At 61.9% G+C, this 26997-nt stretch carries 23 protein-coding genes; 8 read left to right on the top strand and 15 right to left on the bottom strand.

All coding sequences use genetic code 11. The features are described from left to right. The first annotated feature begins 32 nt into the window (after window positions 1-32). The gene (locus M5C56_RS13970) at window positions 33-1445 is read left to right on the top strand and encodes a PLP-dependent aminotransferase family protein (protein WP_103494559.1); all 1413 of its coding nucleotides are present in this window, start codon (window positions 33-35) and stop codon (window positions 1443-1445) included. A 56-nt stretch (window positions 1446-1501) separates the two neighbouring features. Here M5C56_RS13970 and cyoE read toward each other — a convergent pair whose 3' ends face one another. The 7 genes from cyoE to hmpA form a co-directional block, all read right to left on the bottom strand. Beyond that, window positions 1502-2389 carry a heme o synthase gene (cyoE, locus tag M5C56_RS13965; RefSeq protein WP_103494558.1) on the bottom strand — a complete coding sequence of 296 codons (888 nt, stop codon included), beginning with the start codon at window positions 2387-2389 and terminating at the stop codon, window positions 1502-1504. Between the two features lie 10 nt (window positions 2390-2399). Then, window positions 2400-2729, bottom strand: a complete 330-nt coding sequence (cyoD, locus tag M5C56_RS13960; RefSeq protein ID WP_100941333.1) for a cytochrome o ubiquinol oxidase subunit IV — start codon at window positions 2727-2729, stop codon at window positions 2400-2402. Then, window positions 2730-3356, bottom strand: coding sequence for a cytochrome o ubiquinol oxidase subunit III (cyoC, locus tag M5C56_RS13955; RefSeq protein ID WP_100941332.1), 627 nt, complete (start codon window positions 3354-3356; stop codon window positions 2730-2732). A 3-nt stretch (window positions 3357-3359) separates the two neighbouring features. Further along, window positions 3360-5378: a cytochrome o ubiquinol oxidase subunit I gene (cyoB, locus tag M5C56_RS13950; protein ID WP_103494557.1), complete on the bottom strand. Its 2019-nt coding sequence runs from the start codon at window positions 5376-5378 to the stop codon at window positions 3360-3362. Between the two features lie 3 nt (window positions 5379-5381). Continuing rightward, on the bottom strand, window positions 5382-6320 hold the full coding sequence (gene cyoA, locus M5C56_RS13945) for a ubiquinol oxidase subunit II (protein ID WP_103494556.1): 939 nt from the start codon (window positions 6318-6320) through the stop codon (window positions 5382-5384). 827 nt (window positions 6321-7147) lie between these two features. Continuing rightward, on the bottom strand, window positions 7148-7657 hold the full coding sequence (locus tag M5C56_RS13940; protein WP_103494555.1) for a disulfide bond formation protein B: 510 nt from the start codon (window positions 7655-7657) through the stop codon (window positions 7148-7150). A gap of 352 nt (window positions 7658-8009) precedes the next feature. Then, window positions 8010-9191, bottom strand: coding sequence for an NO-inducible flavohemoprotein (hmpA, locus tag M5C56_RS13935; protein WP_103494554.1), 1182 nt, complete (start codon window positions 9189-9191; stop codon window positions 8010-8012). Between the two features lie 155 nt (window positions 9192-9346). Here hmpA and norR point away from each other — a divergent pair, with 155 nt between their 5' ends. The 5 genes from norR (at window position 9347) to M5C56_RS13910 (ending at window position 13624) form a co-directional block, all read left to right on the top strand. Continuing rightward, window positions 9347-10897: a nitric oxide reductase transcriptional regulator NorR gene (gene norR / locus M5C56_RS13930; protein WP_103494553.1), complete on the top strand. Its 1551-nt coding sequence runs from the start codon at window positions 9347-9349 to the stop codon at window positions 10895-10897. A 120-nt stretch (window positions 10898-11017) separates the two neighbouring features. Beyond that, window positions 11018-11920, top strand: a complete 903-nt coding sequence (locus M5C56_RS13925) for a chemotaxis protein (protein ID WP_103494552.1) — start codon at window positions 11018-11020, stop codon at window positions 11918-11920. Window position 11921: 1 nt separating this feature from the next. Then, complete coding sequence (locus tag M5C56_RS13920) at window positions 11922-12413, top strand: GNAT family N-acetyltransferase (RefSeq protein ID WP_103494551.1); 492 nt, start codon at window positions 11922-11924, stop codon at window positions 12411-12413. A gap of 37 nt (window positions 12414-12450) precedes the next feature. After that, window positions 12451-12774: a hypothetical protein gene (locus tag M5C56_RS13915; RefSeq protein ID WP_103494550.1), complete on the top strand. Its 324-nt coding sequence runs from the start codon at window positions 12451-12453 to the stop codon at window positions 12772-12774. Window positions 12775-12871: 97 nt separating this feature from the next. Continuing rightward, on the top strand, window positions 12872-13624 hold the full coding sequence (locus tag M5C56_RS13910; RefSeq protein WP_103494549.1) for a YkgJ family cysteine cluster protein: 753 nt from the start codon (window positions 12872-12874) through the stop codon (window positions 13622-13624). Window positions 13625-13779: 155 nt separating this feature from the next. On the opposite strand, the gene M5C56_RS13905 is transcribed toward M5C56_RS13910, so the two are convergent. From M5C56_RS13905 to M5C56_RS13870, 8 genes are all read right to left on the bottom strand, one after another. Then, a complete protein-coding gene (locus tag M5C56_RS13905) occupies window positions 13780-15363 on the bottom strand; it encodes a PAS domain-containing methyl-accepting chemotaxis protein (RefSeq protein ID WP_103494547.1) in 1584 nt (527 codons plus the stop codon). Window positions 15364-15550: 187 nt separating this feature from the next. Beyond that, complete coding sequence (locus tag M5C56_RS13900; protein ID WP_103494546.1) at window positions 15551-15793, bottom strand: hypothetical protein; 243 nt, start codon at window positions 15791-15793, stop codon at window positions 15551-15553. Window positions 15794-15880: 87 nt separating this feature from the next. Next, window positions 15881-16861 (bottom strand): fimbrial protein, encoded by a 981-nt coding sequence (locus M5C56_RS13895; RefSeq protein WP_103494545.1) that lies wholly within the window; start codon window positions 16859-16861, stop codon window positions 15881-15883. After that, on the bottom strand, window positions 16854-17642 hold the full coding sequence (locus tag M5C56_RS13890) for a molecular chaperone (protein WP_247263164.1): 789 nt from the start codon (window positions 17640-17642) through the stop codon (window positions 16854-16856). The genes M5C56_RS13895 and M5C56_RS13890 overlap by 8 nt, the downstream gene beginning before the upstream one ends. After that, on the bottom strand, window positions 17633-20080 hold the full coding sequence (locus M5C56_RS13885; protein ID WP_247263177.1) for a fimbria/pilus outer membrane usher protein: 2448 nt from the start codon (window positions 20078-20080) through the stop codon (window positions 17633-17635). Before M5C56_RS13885 ends, M5C56_RS13890 begins: the two co-directional genes overlap by 10 nt. A 255-nt stretch (window positions 20081-20335) precedes the next feature. Continuing rightward, window positions 20336-21070: a molecular chaperone gene (locus M5C56_RS13880; protein ID WP_103494542.1), complete on the bottom strand. Its 735-nt coding sequence runs from the start codon at window positions 21068-21070 to the stop codon at window positions 20336-20338. A gap of 64 nt (window positions 21071-21134) precedes the next feature. Then, window positions 21135-21692, bottom strand: a complete 558-nt coding sequence (locus tag M5C56_RS13875) for a fimbrial protein (RefSeq protein WP_103494541.1) — start codon at window positions 21690-21692, stop codon at window positions 21135-21137. A 415-nt stretch (window positions 21693-22107) separates the two neighbouring features. Then, the gene (locus M5C56_RS13870; protein WP_103494540.1) at window positions 22108-22434 is read right to left on the bottom strand and encodes a hypothetical protein; all 327 of its coding nucleotides are present in this window, start codon (window positions 22432-22434) and stop codon (window positions 22108-22110) included. Window positions 22435-22734: 300 nt separating this feature from the next. Between M5C56_RS13870 and M5C56_RS13865 the strand changes: the two genes are divergently transcribed. After that, complete coding sequence (locus tag M5C56_RS13865) at window positions 22735-23898, top strand: efflux RND transporter periplasmic adaptor subunit (RefSeq protein ID WP_103494607.1); 1164 nt, start codon at window positions 22735-22737, stop codon at window positions 23896-23898. Next, entirely contained in the window at window positions 23895-26990 is a 3096-nt protein-coding gene (locus M5C56_RS13860) for a multidrug efflux RND transporter permease subunit (protein WP_103494539.1), read from the top strand. The genes M5C56_RS13865 and M5C56_RS13860 overlap by 4 nt, the downstream gene beginning before the upstream one ends. Window positions 26991-26997 lie beyond the last annotated feature (7 nt).

Genomic DNA, 26997 nt, shown 5'->3' with positions numbered 1-26997 from the left:
CTCCGGACTTTATTGCTCGAGCGACCAGTAAAATGCAGGTTCAGAGAGCCGTGATCGCCGCCATCGAGTTCCTTCCTGGCGAGCCACTGGTACAACAGATCGTCGACCGTTTCTCGGCTGCCATCAACCAGGGCTCCCTGCAGCACGGGGCCAAGTTGCCGCCGATTCGCGAACTCTCCGATCTCATGGGGGTCGGCAAGTCGACGGTGGTCGAATCACTGGACCGGCTGCGGGCCAAGGGCCTGATCACTTCGCGCCAGGGCTCGGGGCACTACGTCTCACGGCTCAGCGCGGCGGTGCAGGCCGGAGTCGGCCGTGAGCTGCTGCCGCAGGACACCCTGAGCGTGGTGCGCCGGGGCCTGCTGCTGGACAACGGCGCCCTGCGCCCCGGCTGCGGTTTCCTGCCCTCCTCCTGGTTGCCTCGCGAGGAATTGCTCAAGGCCGCTCGCGGCACCCTGCGGGCCACCACCCTGCGCATGGGTGAAGTCGGCGTGCCCGCCGGTTACCCGCCGCTACGCCAGGCCCTGCGGGTGAAGCTGTCGACCCTGGATATCGACGTCCCGGTGGAACAGATCATCACCACGGCCAACACCCTCCAGGCCATCGACATGCTTATGCGCCTGTTGATCAAGCCCGGTGACACGGTGCTGCTGGACGACCCGTGCTACTTCAACCTGCGGGCGAACCTGGTGCTGCACGGCGCGCGGATCGTCAGCATTCCCCGCGGCCGTGACGGGCTGGACTTCAACCAGTTCGAACAGTTGCTCGACAGTCATCGCCCGATGCTCTACCTGACCAACAGTACGCTGCACAATCCCACCGGCCATTCCTTTTCCCCGGCCCAGGTCTATCGGTTGCTGGAGCTCAGCCATCGCTACGGCTTCCATATCATCGAAGACGACCTGTATGGCGATATCCAGCAGAAACAGACCCCTCGCCTCGCGGCGGCCGGCGGCCTGGACAACATCAGCTATGTCTCGGGGTTCACCAAGATACTCAGTGCCAACTGCCGGCTCAGCTACCTGGCGCTGCGGCCGGAGCTGGCCGCGCGGATGATCGACCTGAAGATGTCGAGCGGCTGCGTGACCTCGGAGCTGGTGGAACAGATCATCTATCGAATGCTCAGCGACGGCAGCTACACCCGGCACGCCCGACGCCTGATCGATCGCTTGTATGCGGCCAACAACCGCGTAGCCCGCTGGCTGGGCGAAGCCGGCTGTTCGGTGGCGTCATGCCCGGGCGAAGGGCTGTTCATCTGGGCCCGCCTGCCGGCCGGAATCGAGGCCGAGACCCTGGCCCGCAAAGGCCTGGAAAACGACATCGTGCTGGCCCCCGGGACCTTGCTCAGCGCCGGCCCCGAAGCCTCGAGCTTTCTGCGCTTCAACGTCGCCCACAGCGACGACGAACGGGTCCGCGAGCGCTTCCTGCGTTTGCTCCAGGCCTGAGCAAAAAAAGCCCCGCGCTTCTTGCGAAGGCGGGGCTTTTTCAATAGCCGGTGGACTCAGCGGGCGTAAGTCAGCAGCAACTCACTGGGCACCTTGAAATCCAGCGACATCATCACGCTCAGGGCAGTGATGGTGAAGATCGAGAACACAAACAGCTTGCGTGCCCAGACCGTGTCATCCACCGCCTTGTAGCCGGTCCAGGCCATGTACAACCAGTACATGCCCATGGCCGCGGCCACGGCGAGGTAGCTCATGCCGGCATAACCGCTGAAGGTCAGCATCAACGTCGCGCCGAGGAAGGCCAGGATGTAGAGCAGGATGTGCTTCTTGGCCACCAGGATCCCGCGCTTCACCGGCAACACCGGAATCGATGCGGCCAGGTAATCGTTGAAGCGGAAGATCGCGATCGCGTAGGAATGCGGCATCTGCCACAAACTGAACATCACCAGCAGCGTCAGGGCCGCCATGTCGAAGCTGTTGCTCACCGCCACGTAGCCGATCACCGGAGGCATCGCCCCCGACAGACTGCCGATCAGCGTGCCGTGAACCGACTTGCGCTTGAAGTACAGGCTGTAGAAGCCGACGTAGATGACAAAGCCGATCACCGCGAACAGCGCCGCCAACGGGTTGGCGACGCGGTACAGCAGGGCCACGCCGGCGATCCCGAGGACGGTGGCGTAGATCAGGGCCAGTTTCAGGGAGATAAGCCCCTGGACCAGCACCCGGTTCTTGGTGCGCTCCATCTTCAGGTCGATGTCACGGTCGATGCAGTTGTTGAACACGCAACCGGACGCCACCACCAGCGAAGTACCGATCATGGCCGCCAGGAAGATGGCCAGATCGACATGCCCTTTCGAGGCCAGGAAGAAACCACCCGCCACAGAAAGCACGTTACCGAAAATGATCCCCGGTTTGGTGATTTGGATAAAGTGCTTGAGCGACATCGGGTTTACCTCACTTCGCCATCATGACGGTGTGGATGCTGAACATGATCCACAGCGACAGACCCACCAGCAGGACGATCACCAGTGCCGCGAAGATAAACGCCACCACATTGTTACGCTGTGCCGCGGAACGGTCCAGGTGCAGGAAATACACCAGGTGCACCAGCACTTGGATCACTGCGAAGACCAGAACGATCCACAGGGTCGCCGCTTTCGGCAGCGACGGGTACATCACCAGGCCGAACGGGATGATAGTCAGGATGATCGACAGGACAAAGCCGACCATGTAGGACTTCACGCTGCCGTGGTTGGCATCACTGGAATGCTGTGCATTAGCCATTTACAGAGTCCCCATCAGGTAAACAACGGTGAATACGCAGATCCACACGACGTCCAGGAAGTGCCAGAACAAGCTCAGGCAGCTCAGGCGGGTGATGTTGCTTGGCGTCAGGCCGTTTTTCCAGACCTGGTACATCATCACGCCCATCCAGATCAGACCGCTGCTGACGTGGAGACCGTGAGTCCCGACCAGGGTGAAGAACCCGGACAGGAAGCCGCTGCGGTTAGGGCCGAAACCTTCTTCGATCAGCTTGTGGAATTCATTGATTTCCATGCCGATGAAGCCCAGGCCGAACAGGAAGGTGATTGCCAACCAGAACAGAACCTGACTTTTCTTGCCCTTGAACACCGCCAGCATGGCGAAGCCGTAGGTGATCGAACTGAGCAACAGGCAGGCGGTTTCGCCCAGCACGTACGGCAGTTCGAAGATGTCGTGGCCCGACGGGCCACCGGCGACGTTGTTAACCAGCACCGCGTACGCTGCGAAGATCGACGCAAACAGGATGCAGTCGGTCATCAGGTAGAGCCAGAAACCGAAGACGGTCATCTCGCTCGTATCGTGGTGGTGGTCATCGTGCCCATGGTCATGACCATGGGCGTGTCCAGCATTGGTCACTAAGTTCGACATGGTTTAAGCCTGTTCCAGCGAAGATTCAACACGGGTGGCAGGAGTCACTTTCGCCGCCGCCAGCACCTTGTGCTGCTCAGCTTCGATACGCTCGATGACGTCCACTGGCACCATGTAACCCTGATCATCACGCGAGATATGGATGATGAAGTAGATCACCGTACCGGCCAGGCCAGCGATCGCCATCCACCAGATATGCCAGATCATCGCGAAACCGAACACGGTCAGCAGAGCACCCATGACCAGGCCGGTCGCGGTGTTGTTCGGCATATGGATCGGCTGGTAGCGCTTGGGCACCGAGTACGCGGTACCGTTTTCCTTGGCTTCGGTGAACGGGTCAACCCCATCGGCTTTCGGCAGTTCGGCGAAGTTGTAGAACGGCGGTGGCGAAGAAGTCGACCATTCCAGGGTGTGGCCGTTCCATGGGTCGCCGGTCACGTCCATGTTCTGCTTGCGATCACGCACACTTACGTAGATCTGGATCAATTGCGAAGCGATACCGAAGGCGATCAGAATGGCACCGAACAACGCCACGTACAGGTAAGGCACCCACTCAGGGTTGGTGCTGGAGTTCAGACGACGGGTCATGCCCATGAAGCCCAGTGCGTAGAGCGGCATGAACGCGACGAAGAAGCCGGAGATCCAGAACCAGAACGCCGCCTTGCCCCAACCTTCGTGCAGCTTGAAGCCGAACGCTTTCGGGAACCAGAAGCTGAAGCCGGCGATGTAACCGAATACCGCGCCGCCGATGATCACGTTGTGGAAGTGCGCGATCACGAACAGGCTGTTGTGCAGGACGAAGTCAGCACCCGGGATGGCCAGCAGTACGCCGGTCATGCCGCCGATGGCGAAGGTCACCATGAAGCCCAGGGTCCAGAGAACCTGGCTGGTCATGCGCAGACGGCCACGGTAGATGGTGAACAGCCAGTTGAATAGCTTCACCCCCGTCGGGATCGAAATCAGCATCGTCGCCAGGCCGAAGAAGGCGTTGACGTTGGCACCCGAACCCATGGTGAAGAAGTGGTGCAGCCAAACCATGAAGCCCAGTACCGAGATCGCGCCACTGGCATAGATCATCGAGTGGTGGCCGAACAGTCGCTTGCCGGAGAAGGTCGAGATGACTTCGGAGAAGACCCCGAACGCCGGCAGGATCAGGATGTACACCTCGGGGTGACCCCAAGCCCAGAACAGGTTGACGTACATCATCGGATTTCCACCCAGTTCATTGGTGAAAATGTGGAAATCCATGTAGCGGTCAAGCGTCAGCAAAGCCAGTGTAGCGGTGAGGATCGGGAACGAAGCGACGATCAGCACGTTGGCCCAGGTGCAGGTCCAGGTGAAGATCGGCATGTCCATCAGCTTCATGCCAGGGGTACGCATTTTCAGCACGGTGGCCAGGAAGTTCACCCCGGTCAGCGTTGTACCCAGCCCTGATAGCTGTAGCGCCCAGATGTAGTAATCCACCCCCACGCCCGGACTGTATTGCAGCCCCGACAGCGGCGGATAGGCAACCCAACCGGTCTTGGCGAATTCGCCGACACCCAGGGAAACGTTGATCAGCACCACGCCGGAAACCAGCAGCCAGAAGCTCAGGGAGTTCAGGAACGGGTAGGCCACGTCACGCGCACCGATCTGCAACGGCACGACGATGTTCATCAGGCCGGTGAAGAAAGGCATCGCCATGAAGATGATCATGATCACACCGTGGGCGGTGAAGATCTGGTCATAGTGGTGAGGCGGCAGGTAGCCAGGAGAACCCTCGGTGGCCATGGCCAGCTGGGTCCGCATCATGATGGCGTCGGAGAAACCGCGCAGCAGCATGACCATGGCCACGACGATGTACATGACACCGATTTTCTTGTGGTCAACCGAAGTCAGCCACTCGGTCCACAGGTAGGTCCACTTCTTGAAGTAGGTGATCGCCGCGAACAAAGCCAGACCGCCGAGCGCGATCATGGCAATGGTCACCATGACAATCGGCTCGTGGAACGGGACCGCTTCCCAACTTAATTTACCAAACATCGTTTACTCCTCTGCCCCGGCAGCTGAATGCGAACTCATGTCCATTCCTTCCGATGCGGCCACTTCTTTCTTCTCGTGCTCGATCGGCTTGCCTGCTTTCATCCCTTCGTACTTGTCGACGATGTTCTGGAACAGGTTCGGCGTCACGGTGGAATAAAGCGCGACCGGATTGTCCTGGCTTGGCTTGGCAAGGTCCGCGTATTCAGCTTGTTCAAGCTGTTTAGGTGCCTTCTTGACCTCAGCTACCCAGGCATCGAAATCCGCCTGGCTGGTTGCGGTCGCTTTGAATTTCATACCGGTGAAGCCGGCGCCGCTGTAGTTGGCGGAAATCCCTTCGTACTCATGATTCTCGTTGGAGATCAGGTGCAGCTTGGTCTGCATACCGGCCATGGCGTAGATCTGACCGCCCAGGCCCGGGATGAAGAACGAGTTCATCACGCTGTCGGAAGTGATCTTGAAGTTCACCGGGGTCTTGGCCGGGAAGACCAGCTTGTTGACGGTGGCGATGCCTTGTTCCGGGTAGATGAACAGCCATTTCCAGTCCAGGGCGACCACTTCGACGGTGATCGGCTTGACGTCGGATTCCAGCGGACGATACGGGTCCAGGGCGTGGGTCGACTTGTAGGTGACGATGCCCAGGAACAGGATGATGATGGCAGGCACGGCCCAGACCACGATTTCGATCTTGGTGGAGTGGCTCCATTTCGGCGCGTAGGTGGCGTCCTTGTTCGACGCGCGGTATTTCCAGGCGAAGGCAAAGGTCATCAGGATGACCGGCACCACGACCAACAGCATCAGCAGCGTAGCGGTGATGATCAGGTTACGTTCGTCCAGGGCGACCTGACCCTTCGGGTCGAGCAAGGTCATGTTGCACCCTCCCAGCAACAACGTGCCGAGCAGCGGCAATAAGCCTAAGAATCTGGGATACCTTGTTTTACTCATCTCACGACCTCTAAAGCAGCTTGCGCAATGCAGTTGGGTTTCGATAGCCAACACTTCACCCTGCCAAGGGTTGGCAATTTTTTCCGATTGAATAAGGGCCTGTCCGTCGTACCAATCATTGATCGGCACCTCTGGAACGGGCGTGAGTTCTTATTCGATTTCGTGGGTCATAGGCCTTGTTACAGACCAATTCCATTTGGTGCGGATACTTGGAAAGGTCGCCAGCACCAGGGGTCGCATAGCGCCCTTGAGCCCTTCGACCGCCCTATTGCGCTCAGGCAGAGCGGCGCCGGACATTCAGTGCGGCGATTGTAGTGAGGTAGCGTTTTATAAACCACGTCTCATCCTGAAATATTTTTTATCAATTCACGCAACAATCATTAACCGTTTTTGCAACGATCCTGAATCGTATCGCGTTCCATTCTCAACAAAAAGCCATGAACCGCTCTTTTGTCCAACAACTGATCCGCAGCGAAATCGCCCTGGCAAGGGCCGTGAAAGAGGCTCTGGCCCAAGCATGACGGGGTATTGGAAGGATCTTCGGGGGGTATCGGGAGGCTCCCCATATAGACGTGAAACACAGAGCGTGCCAGGGAACTTTTTCGAGGATGGCTGTCAATCAGAAGATGACATCGAGGTCAGAAACGGCCAGTGCGACAGCTGCGACGTGACAATATGTCGCAGTTTTTTCGCGCGTTTTATTGCCGGTTATCAGGGCTTTTTACCAGGGCCGACAGACATAAAAAACGCCCCGATCTTACATGAAAGATCGGGGCGTTTTCCAAGGATTATCGGCAAGCCTCAGCCGCATCGACTGACCACCGACATCAGCGGTTTTTCTGGCGATTGCGGTAGATACCCACCGGCACCAGCAACGCCGTCAGCACGAAAGCCACCAGCGCCCATTGCGCCAGGGACAGCCCCAGCAGCGGCGGGTATGGCGTTTCGCAGAAACCCTCGACCTGGAAGCCCAACGGGAAGATCGACGCCAGGGGCAGGCCGTCGACAATCGGTTGCAGCACGTCGATGCCGCAGCTCACCGCCGGATTGGCCTGGATATAGACGTGACGACCCGCCGCAATGATGCCGCCGACGGCACTCAACCACACCAGCACTTCCAGCACCGTGAGGCTGCGCCGGGTGCGCATGCCCGCGCCGATAAAGGCGAACAGCGCAATGAACAGCAAGGCGTAGCGTTGCAGGATACACAACGGGCACGGCATTTCGCCCAGCACCACCTGCATGTACAACGCACCGCCGATCAAGGCGAGGCAGATCACCCCCAGCAGGACCAGGAAGCGCTTTTCCCGTCCCAGCCGCATCATTTCGTCAGTCATCCCGTTTCCCTTTGACTCGTTGTTGGATCGGCCGAAGGGCCGCGCAGCGAGCTGCGGCATCAAACCGAGGTTGTATCCCATAGGCCCACAGGTCGCAATCCGCTCGTTTCAACCCGGTGAACATGTGTTGCCCGGAAGTCTACACGCTGACCATGACCTTTGAGCGTATTGAACACGCGAGGTCGGTGTCTGGGGGAGTATGGGTAAACCACCACAAGATCGCCGACAATGATCGGCGAATTAACGACAAGCCGATTAAACCGGGATTAACGCGCCCAGGGATTTTGTCCATGCGCCCGATCCGGCCGGCCGACCGCCGTGGCCACAGGCTTGGCCACGGCGGTACCACGAATTACTCCAGGGCCGCGGCCGGCCCGAAGAACTCATAACGGCTCTGCTGTTCCGGCACCCCCAGGGCTTTGAGGTGACGCTTGATTGCGCCCATAAAACCCTTGGGCCCGAGGAAATAGGCATCCAGGTCACGCTCCTGAGGCAACCATTCGCCCAACTGTTCCTGGCTCAGCAGGCCGACCTTGTCCGCGGCGGGGCTCACACCATCATCCTCGGCGTAACAATAAAAGCGCTTGAGCTGCGGATGACGCTCGGCCAGGGCATCGACCCAGTCACGGAAAGCATGCACCTGGCCGTTGCGCGCGCAGTGGATAAAATGCACCGGCCGTTCACCCGCCAACGCCGCTTCGAGCATCGGCAAGGTCGGCGTGATCCCGACCCCGCCACTGATCAACACCAGCGGCTTGTCGCTGGCCGCCAAAGTGAACTCGCCCGCCGGCGGGAACAGCTCCAGGCTGGCGCCGACGGCCAGTTGGTCATGCAGGTAGTTCGAGACTTTGCCACCGGCCTCGCGCTTGACACTGATCCGATACTGACCGGCCTTCGCCAGCGCCGAGAGCGAGTAGTTGCGGCGCATCTCTTCGCCGTCGATAACCAGCTTCATGCCGATGTACTGTCCCGGGGCGAACGCCAGGACCGGCTGGCCATCCTCCGGCTCGAAATAGAACGAAGTGATTTCCTGGCTTTCCTCGACCTTGGCCACCACCTTGAACAGCCGGGCGCCACGCCAGCCGCCGGGCGCCAGGGCTTTCTCGTCGTAAATGGCCGTTTCGGCCCCGATCAGGATATCGGCCAACTGGTTATAGGCCGCCCCCCAGGCACTCATGACTTCAGGCGTGGCGATCTCCTCGCCGAGCACTTCGTGAATGGCCCGCAACAGGCAAGTGCCGACAATCGGGTAATGCTCCGGGAGGATCTGCAGCGCAACATGCTTGTTGATGATCTTGGCCACCAGGTCGCCCAACTGATCGAGCTGGTCGATATGCCGGGCATACATCAATACGCCGTTGGCCAACGCCCGGGGCTGGTCGCCACTGGACTGGTGGGCCTGGTTGAACAGCGGGCGCACCTGCGGGTACTCGGACAGCATCATCCGATAGAAGTGAGTGATCAGCGCCTCGCCGCCGCTTTCCAGCAGCGGGACAGTCGATTTGACGATGGCACGGTCTTGAACGCTCAGCATGGGTCAACTCCTGGGGGTGAGGTTTTATCTGAATCAACCTTTACTCATCACACTTCATGCCAAGATTAAAAATGATATAAATCAATAAGTTAAAATTGTATTAGTCATAGTGACTACAGGCAACTTATAGTCATTCCGACACCATAGGAGTCAATATGACTGCAAAACTCCTGCTGACGGCCCTACTGCCGCTGGTATCGGATCTCTCACGGGAACTGCCCGAAAGTGAACGCTATCGACGCCTGCTCGAAGCCATGCGCGCCCTGCTGCCCTGTGACGCCGCCGCGCTGCTGCGCCTGGACGGCGAGTGGCTGGTGCCGCTGGCTGTCGATGGCCTGAGCCCGGACACCCTCGGACGGCGCTTCAAGATCAGCGAACACCCACGTTTCCAGATCCTGCTCGGCAGCCACGGGCCGACCCGTTTCGACAGCGAGACCGATCTGCCGGACCCTTACGACGGCCTGGTGGAGGGTTTGACCGAGCACCTGGAGGTCCATGACTGCCTGGGCTGCCCGCTGTTTATCGACGAACAACCCTGGGGCCTGCTGACCCTCGACGCCCTGGACCCGGAGCGCTTCGAACGGATCGAGCTCGATGCCCTGCAGGCCTTCGCCAGCCTGGCGGCGGCCACGGTGAATGCCGCCGAACGGATCGCGCGTCTGGCCTTGCGCGCCGAGGACGAACACCAGCGCGCCGAGCTCTATCGCCAGGCCAGCGGCCCACAGAATCGCGAAATGATCGGCCAGGGCAAAGCCCACAAACGCCTGGTGGAAGAGATCAACCTGGTGGGCGGCAGCGACCTGACGGTACTGATCACCGGTGAAACCGGGGTCGGCAAGGAACTGGTGGCCCAGGCGATCCATGCCGCGTCCCCCCGTGCGGAAAAACCCATCATCAGCCTCAACTGCGCCGCCCTGCCGGATACCCTGGTGGAGAGCGAGCTGTTCGGCCATGTACGCGGCGCCTTCACCGGCGCCGTGAACGATCGTCGCGGCAAATTCGAACTGGCCAATGGCGGCACGCTGTTTCTCGATGAGGTCGGCGAGTTGTCGCTGAGCGTCCAGGCCAAATTGTTACGGGTACTGCAAAGCGGCCAGCTACAGCGCCTGGGTTCGGACCGCGAGCATCAGGTGGATGTGCGGTTGATCGCCGCCACCAATCGCGACCTGGCTGAAGAAGTGCGCAGCGGGCGCTATCGAGCCGACTTCTACCACCGCCTGAGCGTCTATCCGCTGCAAGTGCCGGCCCTGCGCGAGCGCGGTCGCGATGTATTGCTATTAAGTGGTTTTTTCCTGGAACAGAACCGCTCGCGCCTGGGGCTGGGCAGCTTGCGCCTGGGTGCGGATGCGCAGGCGGCGCTGCTGGCGTACAACTGGCCGGGCAACGTCCGCGAGCTGGAACACCTGATCGGACGCAGCGCCCTGAAAGCCTTGGGCAATTGCCGGGAACGGCCAAGGATCCTCAGCCTGAGCGCCGCCGATCTGGATTTGCCGACGGCTGCCCCCCAGGCCCCACAGGAGCACACCCTTGCCCCGCCGGAGCTCGAAAGCGGCGCTGATCTGCGCCAGGCCACGGAAAACTACCAGCGACAACTGATCGGCGCCTGCCTGGAGCGACACCAGCACAATTGGGCCAGCGCCGCCCGCGAACTGGGGCTGGACCGGGCCAACCTCGGGCGGATGGCCAAACGCCTCGGCTTGAAGTAAACACTTAACAGCGAGTTGTGTATTACACCTAAAGCCGGCTCCCATCGGGTCGATAACCCATCATCGATAGCCGTTCAGGGTTAATCTGTCCTGGACCACCTTTTTCCACAGAAGGTTTTTATGTCTTCCAACAAAGCCCGCGCAGACTCGCTATCTCTTCTGCTCTTCACTTTGCGCAGCGGCAAGCTGATGGCAATCAACCTGCTGAAAGTCAGTGAAATCATTCCCTGCCCGCCACTGACCAAGCTGCCGGAGTCCCATCCCCACGTCAAAGGCATCGCCACCCTGCGCGGCGCCTCGCTGTCGGTGATCGACCTGAGCCGCGCCATCGGCGAACGCCCCCTGGTGGACCCGGACGGCGGTTGCCTGATCGTCACCGATGTCAGCCGCTCCAAACAGGGCCTGCACGTCCAGGCCGTGAGCAAGATCGTTCATTGCCTGACCACCGATATCCGTCCGCCGCCCTACGGTTCCGGCGGGCCCAAGGCCTTTATCACCGGGGTGACCCAGGTCGACGGCACGCTGGTCCAGGTGCTGGATATCGAAAAGGTCATCCACGGTATCTCGCCGACGCAAATCGAAGTCACGCCCAGCGAACTGACCATGGAAGAAGCGGAAATCCTCGGCCATGCACGGATCCTGGTGGTCGACGACAGCCAGGTGGCCTTGCAGCAATCGGTGCTCACCTTGCGCACCCTCGGCCTGACCTGCCACACGGCCCGCAGTGCCAAGGACGCCATCGGTTGCCTGCTGGACCTGCAAGGCACCGCCGAACAGATCAACGTAGTGGTTTCGGACATCGAAATGTCAGAGATGGACGGCTACGCCTTCACCCGTACAGTGCGCGAAACCCCGGACTTCCAGGATCTCTACATCCTCCTGCACACCTCGCTGGACAGTGCCATGAACAGCGAGAAAGCACGACTGGCCGGCGCCAATGCGGTGCTGACCAAGTTTTCCTCGCCGGAACTGACCCGCTGCCTGATCCAGGCGGCCCGGACCGTCGCGGAACAAGGTATCTGAGATGCCCGACCGCCACTGCCAGTTGCTGCGCAAGGACCTCGACGACCTGCTGGATATTCCCCAATGGCCGGCCGGCATCCGTATCGGCGTATTGCGCGCACAGCTGATGGAGCCGGTGCATGCCTTGCTCAAGCACGGTTACCAGGATGGCGGCGGCCAGGTCGAAGACTTCGCCCAATGGAGCCAACATTTCACCAGCGATGCCGAGTTCGATCCCGCGCTGTGCCTGGTCGCCCTCGACGAACAGGGCGTGGCCGGTGTCGCGCTGTGCTGGACCAGCGCCTATATCAAGGACCTGGTGGTGCACCCGCGTCGCCGCGCCGAAGGCCTGGGCCTGGCCTTGCTGCGCCAGGCGTTCAAGGTGTTCGCCGCCCGCGGCGAAGCCTTCGTCGACCTCAAGGTCATGGAAAACAACCTCGGCGCCCGGCGCCTGTACGAGCGGGTCGGCATGCGCTTTATCGAACGCTATGAAGTCAGCCCGGCTCAGGCATAATCCCTCCTTTGCCCGCCGCCCTTGAAGGAGACCTGTCATGAAAACCTTCACTCTGCTCTTCATCAGCCTCGTCACCCTGGCCAGCCAGGTCCAGGCCGCCAGCCCCGACGCCTGGGCGAACTTCCACAAAACCGTGGTTGCCAGTTGCACCAAGGCCAGCAAGCTGAAAAACGTCAAACCCGTGGGCAACCCCGCGCAATTCGACGACAAGGTCGGTTACACCGCTCTGTTGCTGCACGGCCGCTATCCGCAGGCGCACATGAAGAACCAGCCGGGTACCGAGTTGTGCCTGTACAACAAGAAGAGCAAGACCGCCGTCGTCACCGAATGGGACTCGGTCATGCCCGCCCGCAGCAACTGAGTGGCTGGCGCATAACTTGCTTTGACCGAAGCCCATACGGTGAAACAAAACGGAATTACGTCACCGTCCCAGTCCTTGTCCTTCGGTCGGTTCACTTATGAGCACCCACTTTTCCTGCGTCGGTTGCGGCAAATGCTGCACCGATCACCATGTCCCCCTGACACTGGCCGAAGCCCGGCAATGGGCAGCGGACGGCGGCCAGGTGATCGTTCTGGTCGAGGCCTTCCTGGCCGATGGCCTCGGCCAGCCGGAACAGCAACGCGATCACGTGCTGCGCCGCTCCTGGGGCGTACCCAGCGGTCACGCCGAAGCCCGCGTCGCCATCACCTTTGCCGCCTACAACGTGGGGCCCTGTCGGAATCTTGACGAAGACCTGCTCTGCCGGATCTATCAACGGCGGCCACTGGTGTGCCGGATCTACCCGATGGAAATCAACCCGCATATCCCGCTGCGTCCCGAAGCCAAGGACTGTCCGCCGGAGGCCTGGCAGGACACGCAGCCGTTGCTGATCGTCGGCGGGCAGTTGCAGGACCCGGAACTGGTGCGGCTGATCGAAACCTCGCGTCAGGCCGATCGTGACGATATCCAGGCCAAGGAAGTGATTTGCGCACGGCTGGGGATTCGCACCACGGCACTCAAGGGCGACGGTTTCACCGCCTACCTGCCGCTGATGCCGGCGTTCGCGGAGGCGATTGAGCAGGTGCAACAGCTGACGCATTGGCCGGCGGCGAGCGAGTGGAGCTTCCATGTCTCCGGACCGGCCATCGCCGAGCAGTTGCAGGCAGAAGGGGCCCGGGTAGTGAGCGAAGCGGCGACCACCTACGCCTTTATCCCCTTGCAGGCGGCCTGACCTCGGATAAAGATCCGCCTGGAGAAACACGGACCTGTAGGAGCCGGCTTGCCGGCGATGGCGGCCGATCGGGCGATGCAAGGCTCACGGGCCTCATCGCCAGCAAGCCGGCGCCCACAAGGGATCGCGTTGACCCTGCCTGCCAGCATGGAGGTTCAGCAGCGCTTGCGCCAGAACTCCTGGGCCAATGAACGCAGGTCATCCGCCAGCCCCGCCACATCCCCCGAACTGAGATGACTCTGCTGGCCGACATTGACCAGTGCCTCGCAGGCATTGCGGATGCTGACGATATTGCGGCTGATGTCCTCGCTGACGGTGCTTTGCTCTTCCACCGCCGAAGCGATCTGCTGGCTCATGGCGGTAATCCGGCTGACCCGCTGGCTGATCCCGGCCAGGGCATCGGCTGCCTGCTGGACCTGTTGCACACTGTCCTCGGCCTGCTGGCTGCTGTGCTGCATCACTTGCACCGCATTGCACGCGCCTTCCTGCAGATTGCTGATCATGCGCTGGATCTCGTTGGTCGATTGCTGCGTGCGCTGGGCCAACCCCCGTACCTCGTCGGCCACCACCGCGAACCCGCGACCCTGCTCCCCGGCACGGGCGGCTTCGATGGCGGCATTGAGCGCCAGCAAGTTGGTCTGGTCGGCAATCCCGCGGATCACTTCCAATACCGTGGAGATTTCGGTGCTGTGGCTTTCCAGATGCAGGATCACCTCGGTAGCCCGCGCCAGCTCGTTGGCCAGGCGCAGCACCGCGCTGCGACTGTCTCCCACCAGTTGATGGCCTTCGTGGGTTTCCCTACCGACCAGGTCGGCCACCTCGGAGGCCTGCTGGGCATTGCTCGCGACCTGGGCCACGCTGGCGCTCATCTGCTGAATCGCCGCCGCGACCTGGTCGGTTTCAGCCTGTTGATCCAGGGTGCTGGCATGACTGCTTTGAATATGCCGGGCCAGCGCCTGGGCATGCCCGGACAGGCGCAGCGAGGCATCGCCGATACGTCCCACCACCGCGCCGACCTGGGCTTCCAGCATGCTCAGGGCAAAGCCGACCTGACCGAACTCGTCGCTACGACCGGTGTAGATCGCCTGGCTCAAGGGGTTGTCAGCGATCTCCCGGGCTCTCGCCGTCAGTTCGGCAAACGGGCGCAGCGCCCAGTGGGTGAACGCGCCGACCAGCACGCTGCCCAGGGCCCAGAGCCCCAACTCGACCGCCAGCGGCTGCCCGGAAAAACCGTGCCCCAGTGCCAGGACAACGGCAAACACCGCGCTGGCCTGCGCCCAGAGCCGGGTCTGCACACGCAGGCTGGGCAGGCGCTGACGCCAGGGCAAGCGTCCGCTGCGCAACCAGGTATACCAACGCTCGGCGGCCTCGACCTGGGCAGCGTCGGGCCGAGTCCGCACCGACTGGTACTCCACCGTCTGACCGTCGCGGGTCACCGGCGTGGCGTAGGCACTGACCCAGTAGTGATCGCCATTCTTGCAGCGATTCTTGACCAGCCCCATCCACGAGCGTCCGCCCTTGAGGGTTTGCCACATATGGGCGAAAGCCTCGGCGGGCATGTCCGGATGACGCAAGAGGTTATGCGGCGAACCCAGCAGCTCCTCACGGCTGTAGCCGCTGATCCTGATGAAGTCAGGATTGGCGTAGGTAATCGTGCTGTCCAGATCGGTGGTCGAAAGGATGTTGGCATCAAAGGCGACATCTACATTTCGCCCGGTAATCGGGAGATTGATCTTCATGGAACGCGCGCTCAGAAAGTGAGAGGAGTCGGCAGGGCGTCGACTCTAAGCGCACGGAAAAGCAAAACACTGATCTAGCTCAGGGTCTTGGCATTTAGCCATCTTCATGACAATTCAAAGACGATCAACTTTTTTGGCACCAAGTCGCTGGTGATGGCGACCCTATGGGCGAAGCCGGACTCAAGGCTCAGCGCTTGCCCATCGACCGACGCGTGCCATTGGGCGCGCGGCCCGGTCTCTCGTGATGCCCGTCCTTGCCACCTTTCTGGTACCAGGTCTGGCCGGCCTTTTTCGCAGCGGCGAATTCAGCGGGGTTGAACGGAAAACTGAAGGCCGGGACGGCGGGCTTTTCGCTGACCGCAGGCTCAGCCTCGACCACAGGCTCTTCACCCGGGTTGGCGGAAACGGACGGTTGTTCAGGGGAAGTCATGGAAGCTCCGAAAAGGCGGGACGGATCAGGTCGAACCGAAAGACCGCAGTATACCTGCCAGCACCCTGCCCGCGCCGCCGCCAACGGTCATTTATAGAACAAATCGACCACCACCCCGGCCGAGAACGGCCCGGCCTTGGGCCGATCACTGTTCCACACCAGCTCGGCATCGAAGCGCGCCATGGCCGCCCGGGTTTCGCCCAACAGGTCGGCCAGGTGAAAGGAGCGGTTATAAGGAATCCCCAAGCCGCCGTCCGCCCGGACGATCCGGATGCCCACGCCATCATTGCCCTGGGGAATCAGCAGCTCCCCGGAGACACTGCCCGATACCGGCTTCAAGCGCGCGTCCAGGCTGAACGCGGTGTCGCAGGTCCGACTGGTGTGCAAGGCGAAAGGACGACGCGCGGCGACCTGGCCCATGACCACCCGTTCGATGGCGACCCGACCGAAATCGACGGTCTCGGGAATCACCTGCAACTGCGCATCACAGGCCACGAAGCGCAGGCCGGACAGGTTGTTGATCACGTAATTGAGCGAATGTCCGCCCGCGCTCGGCCCAGCGCTGCCGTCCAGCTGGAACAGACGATAGTCCTGCAGATTGCTCGCCACCCCCGAAGGCGGCGTCGGCCCGAATTTCTCGATAAACACCGAGAAGGCCAGATTGAAACTCAACGGCGGGCAGTTCCCCTCAAGGCACCCCGACACCCGCCGCCCGGTCGCGATGCGTCCGCTGCTCTGGCGATGATCGACGCCGTCATGGGTCAAACCGGCGCGGATGCCCTGGCCGATCACCTGGCCGGCCGGATTGAGGTAGATAAACACGTCCTCGTCGCCGCCCTGGGGATTGTCCCTGGCGCAATCGACCGCCAGGTTGAGCGGTTCCGAGCGCCAGATCACGCTGCCATTGGGCGACGAGGCCGGGATCGCGACGGTGCTGCCGAGGTCGGCGTTGACCAGGGTGGCGCCACTGCCCTGCAAGGTGCAGGTCAAGGCAAATGCGCTGGCCGGGCTCAAGAGTCCGAGACACAACAACGGACGCAGCCAGGCACGACAATCAAACTTAGTCATGGGATAAAACCTTCTGTTCGGAATGGGCGGTGTCGCCACTCAGTGACGCGTTGAACGGCGTACCGAAGGCCAACCGGGCGCGATAGGCGCGTTGACCGCCGTAGTCAGTCAGCGCCTTGAACTGCAAGTGCTGCGCAGGGGAACGGGCGAGGATCAGTTCCCGCCGCTCGCCCGGCGGGACCAGCAAATCGTCCCCCTGACGCTGGGGGGTGCCCTGGCGTGGCTCCTCGATTTGAATATTCAGCAGGGCGGCATGGAACACCGTCGGGTTCTCCACCCGCAGTCGATGGACGCCACTGTCGTCGCGCACCAGTGTCCAGTTCAGGCGTTGCGGGGTGGCCGCCGGATCCCCCGGCAGCCCGGGCGGACGAAAAAACACATTGATCCGCTGGCGGATCGCGATATTCAGCAGCCCGTCGCCCGGGCGGGTGCGGGGAATTTCCAGCACATACAGGTGCAGCAGCGACTCACGCCCCGCCGGCATGCCCAACCCTTCATACATCAGGCGCAAGACCTGACGCCCCTCCGGCGCCAGCCGCGACAGCGGCGGCGTCAGCACAAAGGGCAAATTCGCCGCCGGCTCCGCCCCCTCGCTCACGTCGCTCAACCAGGCCTGCAACAGGACCTCCTCCGTCCCACGGTTGCGCGCTTCGATACTCACCTCGCGAAAGCGCCCGTCGAACACCAGCCGCGTGCCGCTGAGGGACACCGCGGCCTGCAACGGGCCGCCGGCGTACAAACCCAGCAGCAACGCCAGCACACCCAAGCGTTTCACTGGCACACCCCACGAATCCGTTCGTAGGTCCGCTGCGGGTCCTTGGGTGGCAGCGTGAAGGAAAACTGGCAGCGCCGATCCGACCAACTGACGCTCAGCACGCCTTGCTCCTGCTCGCTGAGCACCAGCGCGCGACTGCTCGGATCGACCACGGCCAAGGTCCGGCCGGTGGCATCCTGAACACTCGCGCCGAGGGGAATCGGGCTGCCATCGGCCTGGCTCAGCTCGAACTGCACGCGCCGCCCGGCACTGGCCTTGAAGGTGGCCAGGACCACCGCGCCACGCCGCGGAACCACCTGGGCGATGGCATTATCCACCTCGACATCGGCCCCCAGGTCGCGGGTATCGAGGCTGATCCAGTTGGCCCGGTAAGGTTGTGCATAAGGCACCACGGCATAACCGTTGGCACCGGTTTCGACACCACTGAAATTGTTGAAACGGGCCCCGCTGACACCCGGCACCTGCGCCAGCACAAAGGTGTCGCCCAGGGACTGGCCGAGGTTGATACCACCGCCGTGGGCCACCAGCGAGCCCCGGGCCCCGAGGTTCCAGCTGTTGAAATCGCGCCCATGGCTGTAGCCGGCCTCGAAACGCCCGACGGACGTGGTGCTGTTCAAGCTGGCCGAACCCGCACCGGCACCGCTGCCATCGTTACCAGCGAGCACCGAATAGAAAGTGTCGCGACTCTCCGGCAGGCGCCCGGTCACGCCGGCCAGGGCACTGGAACCGCCCTCACTGTCGCGTACCCCGGTAAACGAGGCGCGGGTCGCCCGCTCAGGACTGCCGAAGGGCATCGAGAGGGTCAGGGTCAACTGATGATCGGTACCGGCCTGGCCATTGATATCCGTGACTTCGGCGCGGCCCAGGGACAGGCTGTAATTGAGGTCGCGCCAGTAACCACCGTAGGTCACGTTGTACTGCCGGGACGTGCCGGGCAGGTCCCAGAAACGCTGCTCCAGGGCCGAAACGCTCAAGGTTCCGGTGCCCAGCGGCTGGCTGAGATTGAGATCCACCCGGTCCCTGGCCCGCCCCTGCAGGATCAGACCGGGCTGGCTGCGCTCCTGCACATGCTGGTCGAACGTGCGGTATTGCTCGCTGGAATAGCGATAACCGGCGATGGCAAAGGTGGTGCTGGTGGCATTCAGGGTATTGGCATAGCGCAGGCGCACGCTCTGCCCCCCCAGGTCCGTTGCCGGCTGGCGACTGACCGAATGGGTCAGGTCCGCCGAAATCGCCCCCAACCCGGTATTGAGACCCGCCCCCAGGTTACTGGCCTGGTAGTCCTCGGCCAGTTGCAGGCCGCCATAACCGGTCAGGTGCTCGGTCAGGCCGTAGATCAGGGTGGTGCTGGTAAAACCGGGGGTCTGGTAGCCGCTGCTGTTGCTGTCGTATTGCCCGGCTTCGACGCTGTAGCTGAAGGTGCCCTCGGGCACCATGATCGGCAGGGAGGCGAACGCCTGGGTAAAGGTGCGGCGCCGGCCATCGGCCTCGATCACCGTTACCAGCAGATCGCCATTTGAACCGCTGGGGTAGAAGTCGCGGATTTCGAACGGCCCGGGCGCCACATTGGAGCTGTAGAGCAGGTAGCCGTTCTGGCGGATTTCCACCGTCGCGTTGCTCTCGGCCACACCGCGAATGGTCGGCGCATAGACCCGCTCGCTGTCCGGCAACATGCCGTCGTCCGTGGCGACCTGGACACCGCGAAACCGCACGCTGTCGAAAACCCGTGAATCGGTATAGGTCTCGCCCAGGGTCAACTGGCTCTTCCAGGCCGTCAGGTCGCGCTGGGCGAAGGTGCTGTTGCTGCTCCAACGCGCCGACTGATCGGTGCCCTGCAACAGCGAGGACTGGTTGCGCAGGCGCCAGTCGCCGAGGTTCACACCGTTGTTCAGGCCCAGGTAGTAACTGTCGGTGCGAATCCCGGTGACCTCACGACGGTTACCGATAAAGCTGTAGTCGATGAAAGCGCTGTTCACCCCGCGGTCCCACAACTGCGGGGAAATGTAGCCGCGGGCGCTGCGGCGCAAGGCGATCTGCGGCACGCTGATATTCAGTTGCAGGCTGTTGGGTTGGTAGTCGACGCTGGCCTGGTCCAGGCGACGCCAATCGAAGCACTGCTCGGGCGCCGTGCCGTCGGTCAACACCCCGAGGCTGCGCAGGCGCTCCAGGTCCAGTCCGACGTCGTCGAGCACCGGCAAGGTCAGGCACGGCTCGACCTGGCCGGTCGCGGCATTGCGGGAAAACACCAGGTCCCGGCGCGCACTGAGGTTGCGATTGAGGTAGATATCCACCCGGTAGGTACCCGGGGCGACGCTGTTGCCTTCGAGGAAGGCCTTCAGGTCCGCCGACTGCTCACCGCCGTGAATAAAGGCGGTATTGAAGCGGGGTCCCTGCCCGCTTTCATCCCCCGACGGCTCGGCAAAGGCAGCGCCCGGCGCAATCAGCGCCACCCCCAATGACCATTTGAAGCCCCACGGGCCTCGAGCCCTCTCAAACAGGGAACGTACGAAACCACCGTTGCTCCCATGACGTGATAACGCGAGAACTTCCTTTGTTCGCTGATAAAGCCAATCCATGTGCACCTTCACAATACGATAACTTGAAGTGTGTTCCAGACGGGTTCCTTCCGCCCGCACAATGCCCTGACCTGCGCGCGGGGTCCGGCATCGAAAAAATCGGATAACGATCGAAGACGCTGACTAACTGCCCAGCGGTTGCGCCTGGCCCTGGGTCCAGTCGCCCGAGGACAACCGGTAAGGCACCAGCGCCCCGTGGTCGTTGATGACACTGAAATTCAGCTGGGCATTCTGGGCCTGGGCATGCTCCTGCAGGTCGTAGTCGGCGGACTGCCCCGGAGCCAGCATCGAGTTCTTCCTGCGCAAGACCCGATGCCCGCCGGAGAGCAACTGAATGTCCACCAGTGTCACGTGATAGGGCCCGGTATTGACCACATTCAGCACGCCACCCCGGGGCAGGCTCCAACGCAGTTGCGCCGGCGCCTGCTCGACATCGTCGTTGAGCCGACCAGGGCGGTAGAACAGTTTGATGCGCTGACGGATGCCGATCTGCAGGACATTCTCCCGCTCGCTGGCCTGGGGGATTTCCTGCACGTTCAACCAGAACAGCGACTCACGGTCCGCCGGCATCGCGGCCCCGGAATGAATGATCCGCACCGTCTGCCGTCCCCCGGAAGGCAATTGCACCAAGGGCGGGACCACCACAAAGGGCAACTCCCGGGTGACCTCGTCCTCGGCTTCGAGCCAGGACTGCAGCAATATGCTCGAGGAGCTATTGTTCAGTACACTGAGTACCGCTTCCTTGTCTTGCGCCGGATACACCACCCGTGTCGTATTCAACACAATACCCGCCCGCGCATCGGCTCCTATCCACATTGCCAGGACAATGCCGGTCATCGGAGCAAAAACGTTCCGCATGTGAACTACCCATTTCAATGAAAAAAAGAACGGAGCCGTGCAAAGCTCCGTTCAAGAAAGCCGCTTAGTTATAAGTCAGGACAAAAGGCACAGTGCCTGTCGCGGCACCGGGGACCGTGGGCACACCGTTCTTGACGAACACCGCCCGCAGGGCCAGTTCGCCACGGGAGCCGGTACCGCTGGCCTCAAGGACGCCATCAATGGTGTCGGTAGGATCCTGGATATTGAGGAAGGCGTCGCTGTCGCGGCGTACCAGGCCGATGCCGACGCCCTTGGCGGCCCCGGCGGTGGTCAACAGGTAAGGATCGTTGGTGTCGGTTTGTGACGGCCGGAACGACATATGCACGGTGTTCTCCGCCGCCGGTTGCAGGCAGGTCACCACCAGGTCGATGTTTTTCGCGGTGCCCAGTCGCGAGTCGGTGCGATTGCCGATATCGGCAAACGACACACGGCCCAGGTCCACCGGAATGTTATCGGCCGAACCGCCTCCGGAAGACACTTCGCAACTGGTGTTGGTCAAGGCACCGGTAAAGTTCAGCGTGCCACTGTTGGCTGCGTGTGCGGTAGTCACTGCCCCCAGAGTTGCCGCCAATAAAGCCAGGGTCATCGAGATATTTTTCATGCGAACACAATCCTTCGAGTTAATTCGTTTGCACCCATTACTTGGGTGGCGAGCACTATAGACCCGAAGAATTTATTACGCTGTAAGCCCTTATCGATTGGAAAACTAAGAGCCCGCTTACAAAGAGGAACGCCAATACTGTCAGAGCTCGGCGTCATTCAAAACCCCAAGAAAAAAGAACAATCACCGTTTAACACTCACACTCTTTCAACGAAATAACTTATCGCTGAAACACAACTTTCCAGCACACTGATATTATTCTGATACCCTGCTGAATAGCTGCAAACAGTACGATTTGCTCGATATGGCCAAGTACCGGACCCATGCGCTCGTGCAGGCCGCCGGATTTTTACCTGTCCGGCAGCCCGTCTATACACGCAACCCGCAACCACGAGGGCTTGAGCCCACGTACAACTTAGTTGTACGTGAGGGTGACCACGCCTTGCGTTGCCACCTGCCGGGTCGTGACACTCGACGCCAGGGGCTGATAGCTTGCGCTAAAAGGCACCCGCCCATCGCGACAGGCATTGGCCGCTGTGTCGACATTCAAACTGACTGCGGAAGAGACTTTGAGCAATCGGCTGTCGGTCCCGGGATGACCGGCTGCCGATGTCCCGACTTCGCAACCGGACTCCACGACTTCCCCGAAAAACCTGATCTGTCCGGCGCCATTCACGGCCTGTATGTCGAAACCACCAGCGATCAGCAACAGCACACCGAGACTTACTATTTTTCCGTTCATTTCCAACACTCCCAAAGCAGGGTCGGTATTCACCAGTAAAGATCACTTCAGGCCCATGCACCAGAAAACAAAGAATCATCCGTAGGACATATCAATAGTGTTTGTCCGCCAACAACACTCTTTATCGTTATCGTCCAAAGCGATAGCGGCTTTAATACCCGGGCGTGTTATAAGACGGACGGTTTTCTGACAGCCCTGTCAGGTAGCCGTCACCTTGCTGACCCGGTTGGGGGGTTATAAAGGAGCTACTGTTCTGCCAGCATTCACCTTCCCATCCCTTTGTTCCGGCGTCCTGACAGCATGCGTATCCCGAAGAAAACCGCGTTGATCCTTGGCCTGGTGGTCCTCGTGGCCGCTGCCGCGACCTGGACCCTGACCCGAGCGCCCAAGGCCAAACCCAGCGCCAATACCGCTGTGCCGGTCACCGTGGTCAGCGTGATCCAGCAGGATGTGCCGCGTTATGTCAGCGGTATCGGTTCGGTACTGTCATTGCACAGCGTGGTGATCCGCCCGCAGATCGACGGCATCCTCACCAAGCTGCTGGTCAAGGAAGGGCAACTGGTCAAGGAAGGCGACCTGCTGGCGACCCTCGACGACCGTTCGATCCAGGCCAGCCTGGCGCAGGCCAAGGCCCAACTGGCGCAGAGCCAGGCGCAGTTGCAGGTGGCGGAAGTCGACCTCAAGCGCTACAAGTTGCTGACGGTCGATGACGGCATTTCCAAGCAGACCTATGACCAGCAACAAGCGCTGGTCAATCAATTGAAAGCCACCGCGCAAGGCAACCAGGCGGCGATTGCCTCGGCGCAGGTGCAACTGTCCTATACCCAGATCCACTCGCCGGTCACAGGCAGAGTCGGTATCCGTGCCGTGGACGAAGGCAACTTCCTGCGCATGAGCGATGCCCAGGGCCTGTTCTCGGTGACCCAGATCGACCCGATCGCCGTGGAGTTCTCCCTGCCCCAGCAAATGCTGCCGACCCTGCAAGGCTTGCTCGGCACCACTCCACCTGCGCCGGTCCGGGCGTTCCTCGGCGACGACGGGCATAGCGGCCTGCTGCTAGGCGAAGGCCACCTGACCCTGATCGACAACCAGGTCGCGGCGGGTACCGGGACCATCAAGGCCAAGGCCGAATTCAGCAACAAGGGCCAGAAGCTCTGGCCGGGCCAACTGGTGAACATCAAGATCCAGACCGCCCTCGAACACAACGCCCTGGTGGTGCCGCCCGTGGTGGTCCAGCGCGGCCTGGACAACTACTTCGTCTACCGGGTCAAAGGCAGCGGCGTGGAAGTGGTGCCGGTGCAGATGGCCTACCAGGACAGCGACCTGAACATCATCACCGGTGTGCAGGCCGGCGATGTGCTGGTCAGCGACGGCCAGTCGCGGCTCAAGCCGACTTCGCGGATCGAAGTGCAGGGCCAGCCGAAAATGGCTGACCGCCAGGCCGCCCTGGAGTCCAAGCCATGATCAAGGAAAGCCGCGGCGTTTCGGCCTGGTGCATCGACCATCCGGTGGCGACCATCCTGCTGACCTTCGCCCTGGTTCTGCTCGGGTCGATCGCCTTTCCGCGCCTGCCCCTGGCACCGCTGCCGGAAGCCGAGTTCCCGACCATCCAGGTCTCCGCCCAGCTCCCCGGCGCCAGCCCGCAAACCATGGCGTCCTCGGTCGCGACACCGCTGGAGGTGCAATTCAGCGCCATCCCCGGCATGACCCAGATGACCTCCAGCAGCGCCCTGGGCACCACCACCCTGACGTTGCAGTTCACCCTCAGCAAAAGCATCGACACCGCCGCCCAGGAAGTCCAGGCGGCGATCAACACCGCCTCGGGCAAGCTGCCCAAGGACATGCCGACCCTGCCGACCTGGCGCAAGGTCAACCCGGCCGACAGCCCGGTGCTGATCCTCAGCGTCAGCTCCAGCCAGATGCCCGGCACCGCACTCAGCGACTACGCCGAAACGCTGCTGGCCCGTCAGCTCAGCCAGATCGACGGCGTCGGCCAGATCAACATCACCGGCCAGCAGCGCCCGGCCATCCGGGTCCAGGCCTCGGCGGACAAGCTGGCGGCCATCGGCCTGACACTGGCCGATATCCGCCAGGCGATCCAGCAGACCAGCCTCAACCTGGCCAAGGGCGCGCTGTACGGCAAGTCAAGCATCTCCACCCTGTCGACCAACGACCAGTTGTTCCAGCCGGAGGAATACGACCAGTTGATCGTCTCCTACAAGAATGGCGCGCCGGTCCAGCTCAAGGATGTCGCCCGGGTCATCCGTGGTTCCGAGGACGCCTACGTGCAAGCCTGGTCCGGTGACGAACCGGGGGTCAACCTGGTGATTTCCCGCCAGCCGGGGGCCAACATCGTCGAAACCGTGGACCGCATCCAGGCCGCCCTGCCGGGCCTCGAAGCCATGCTCCCGGCCTCGGTGCAGGTCAAGGTGCTGATCGACCGGACCCAGACCATCCGCGCCTCGCTGCATGAAGTGGAAATGACCCTGCTGATCGCCATCCTGCTGGTGGTGGCGGTGATGGCGCTGTTCCTGCGCCAGTTGTCGGCGACCCTGATCGTTTCCTCGGTGCTCGGCGTGTCCCTGGTGGCCAGCTTTGCCCTGATGTACGTGATGGGCTTCAGCCTGAACAACCTGACCCTGGTGGCAATCGTCATCGCCGTGGGCTTTGTGGTCGACGATGCGATTGTCGTGGTGGAAAACATCCACCGCCACCTCGAGGCCGGCGACGGCATGCGCGAAGCGGCGATCAAGGGCGCCGGGGAGATCGGCTTTACCGTGGTCTCCATCAGCTTCTCGCTGATCGCCGCGTTTATTCCGCTGCTGTTCATGGGCGGCGTGGTCGGCCGGCTGTTCAAGGAGTTCGCCCTGACCGCGACCTCGACCATCCTGATCTCGGTGGTGGTCTCGCTGACCCTGGCACCGACCCTGGCCGCGCTGTTCATGCGCGCGCCGGTGCATCACGAACACTCCAAGCCGGGCTTCGGCGAGCGCCTGCTGGCCGTCTATGAGCGCAACCTGCGGCGCGCCCTGGCGCACCAGAGAACCATGTTCGGGCTGTTCTGCGTGACCCTGTGCCTGGCCATCGCCGGCTACGTGTTCATTCCCAAGGGCTTCTTCCCGATCCAGGACACCGGCTTCGTCCTCGGCACCACCGAGGCCGCCGCCGATGTGTCCTTCACCGATATGGTGGCCAAGCACAAGGCCCTGGCCGAGATCGTTGCGGCCGACCCGGCGGTGCAGGCGTTCTCTCATTCGGTGGGTGTGTCCGGCAGCAACCAGACCATCGCCAACGGCCGCTTCTGGATCGCCCTCAAGCCCCAGGACCAGCGGGATGTCTCGGCCAGCGCATTTATCGACCGGATTCGCCCGCAGCTGATGAAGATTCCCGGCATCGTCCTCTACCTGCGGGCGGGCCAGGACATCAACCTCAGTTCCGGCCCGAGCCGGGCCCAGTATCAGTACGTGGTCAAGAGCAATGACGGCGACACGCTGAACACCTGGACCCAGCGCCTGACGGAAAAACTGCGCACCTACCCGGCGTTTCGCGACCTGTCCAACGACCTGCAAACGGGCGGCAGCGTCACCCATATCAACATCGATCGCAGCGCCGCCGCGCGTTTCGGCCTGACCGCCAGCGATGTCGACGAAGCCCTCTACGACGCCTTCGGCCAGCGGCAGATCAACGAGTACCAGACCGAAACCAACCAGTACAACGTGATCCTCGAACTGGACGCCGCACAGCGCGGCAAGGCCGAAAGCCTGAACTACTTCTACCTGCGCTCGCCCCTGACCGGTGAGATGGTCCCGCTCTCGGCCCTGGCGCGCTTCGACGTGCCCACCAGCGGCCCGTTGTCCATCGCCCACGACGGCATGTTCCCGGCCGCCAACCTGTCGTTCAACCTGGCCCCTGGCGTGGCCCTGGGCGATGCGGTGCTGCAACTCAACCAGGCGAAGAACGAGATCGGCATGCCGGCCTCGGTGAACGGTTACTTCCAGGGCGCGGCCCAGGCCTTCCAGAGTTCCCTGGCGAGCCAGCCGTGGCTGATCCTCGCGGCGCTGGTGGCGGTCTACATCATCCTCGGGGTGCTCTACGAAAGTTTCGTGCACCCGCTGACAATCATTTCCACCCTGCCGTCCGCCGGCCTCGGCGCCCTGATCATGTTGTGGCTGCTGGGCCAGGACTTCTCGATCATGGCGCTGATCGGCCTGGTATTGCTGATCGGTATCGTGAAGAAGAACGGCATCCTGATGATCGACTTCGCCCTGGAAGCCCAGCGTGGCGGGCTGTCGCCGGAGGAGGCGATCTACAAGGCCTGTATCACGAGGTTCCGGCCGATCATCATGACCACCCTGGCCGCCCTGCTCGGCGCCCTGCCCCTGATGCTCGGCCACGGTACCGGCGCCGAATTGCGCCAGCCCCTGGGGATCGCCGTGGTCGGTGGCCTGCTGGTGAGCCAGGCGCTGACGCTCTTTACCACCCCCGTCATATACTTGTGGCTTGAGCGGCTTTTCCATCGGCCGACACCGGCGCCCGCGCCGGCGATCACACTCTGAGGCGGGT

The organism is Pseudomonas sp. MWU13-2862 (genome assembly GCF_023242495.1).
Lineage (GTDB): Bacteria > Pseudomonadota > Gammaproteobacteria > Pseudomonadales > Pseudomonadaceae > Aquipseudomonas > Aquipseudomonas gingeri_D.
The sequence above is the reverse complement of the archived record's forward strand: the minus strand, read 5'-3'. Positions and strand labels throughout refer to the sequence as shown.

Coding starts and splice junctions, on each gene's coding strand:
- cyoE (WP_103494558.1), bottom strand. CDS start 2,389: ATGTCGCTCAAGCACTTTATCCAAATCACCAAACCGGGGATCATTTTC.
- M5C56_RS13895 (WP_103494545.1), bottom strand. CDS start 16,861: ATGACTAAGTTTGATTGTCGTGCCTGGCTGCGTCCGTTGTTGTGTCTC.
- cyoA (WP_103494556.1), bottom strand. CDS start 6,320: ATGAGTAAAACAAGGTATCCCAGATTCTTAGGCTTATTGCCGCTGCTC.
- cyoC (WP_100941332.1), bottom strand. CDS start 3,356: ATGTCGAACTTAGTGACCAATGCTGGACACGCCCATGGTCATGACCAT.
- norR (WP_103494553.1), top strand. CDS start 9,347: ATGACTGCAAAACTCCTGCTGACGGCCCTACTGCCGCTGGTATCGGAT.
- hmpA (WP_103494554.1), bottom strand. CDS start 9,191: ATGCTGAGCGTTCAAGACCGTGCCATCGTCAAATCGACTGTCCCGCTG.
- M5C56_RS13910 (WP_103494549.1), top strand. CDS start 12,872: ATGAGCACCCACTTTTCCTGCGTCGGTTGCGGCAAATGCTGCACCGAT.
- M5C56_RS13900 (WP_103494546.1), bottom strand. CDS start 15,793: ATGACTTCCCCTGAACAACCGTCCGTTTCCGCCAACCCGGGTGAAGAG.
- cyoD (WP_100941333.1), bottom strand. CDS start 2,729: ATGGCTAATGCACAGCATTCCAGTGATGCCAACCACGGCAGCGTGAAG.
- M5C56_RS13880 (WP_103494542.1), bottom strand. CDS start 21,070: ATGCGGAACGTTTTTGCTCCGATGACCGGCATTGTCCTGGCAATGTGG.
- M5C56_RS13915 (WP_103494550.1), top strand. CDS start 12,451: ATGAAAACCTTCACTCTGCTCTTCATCAGCCTCGTCACCCTGGCCAGC.
- M5C56_RS13865 (WP_103494607.1), top strand. CDS start 22,735: ATGCGTATCCCGAAGAAAACCGCGTTGATCCTTGGCCTGGTGGTCCTC.
- M5C56_RS13920 (WP_103494551.1), top strand. CDS start 11,922: ATGCCCGACCGCCACTGCCAGTTGCTGCGCAAGGACCTCGACGACCTG.
- cyoB (WP_103494557.1), bottom strand. CDS start 5,378: ATGTTTGGTAAATTAAGTTGGGAAGCGGTCCCGTTCCACGAGCCGATT.
- M5C56_RS13925 (WP_103494552.1), top strand. CDS start 11,018: ATGTCTTCCAACAAAGCCCGCGCAGACTCGCTATCTCTTCTGCTCTTC.
- M5C56_RS13860 (WP_103494539.1), top strand. CDS start 23,895: ATGATCAAGGAAAGCCGCGGCGTTTCGGCCTGGTGCATCGACCATCCG.
- M5C56_RS13905 (WP_103494547.1), bottom strand. CDS start 15,363: ATGAAGATCAATCTCCCGATTACCGGGCGAAATGTAGATGTCGCCTTT.
- M5C56_RS13970 (WP_103494559.1), top strand. CDS start 33: ATGCAGGTTCAGAGAGCCGTGATCGCCGCCATCGAGTTCCTTCCTGGC.
- M5C56_RS13875 (WP_103494541.1), bottom strand. CDS start 21,692: ATGAAAAATATCTCGATGACCCTGGCTTTATTGGCGGCAACTCTGGGG.
- M5C56_RS13940 (WP_103494555.1), bottom strand. CDS start 7,657: ATGACTGACGAAATGATGCGGCTGGGACGGGAAAAGCGCTTCCTGGTC.
- M5C56_RS13870 (WP_103494540.1), bottom strand. CDS start 22,434: ATGAACGGAAAAATAGTAAGTCTCGGTGTGCTGTTGCTGATCGCTGGT.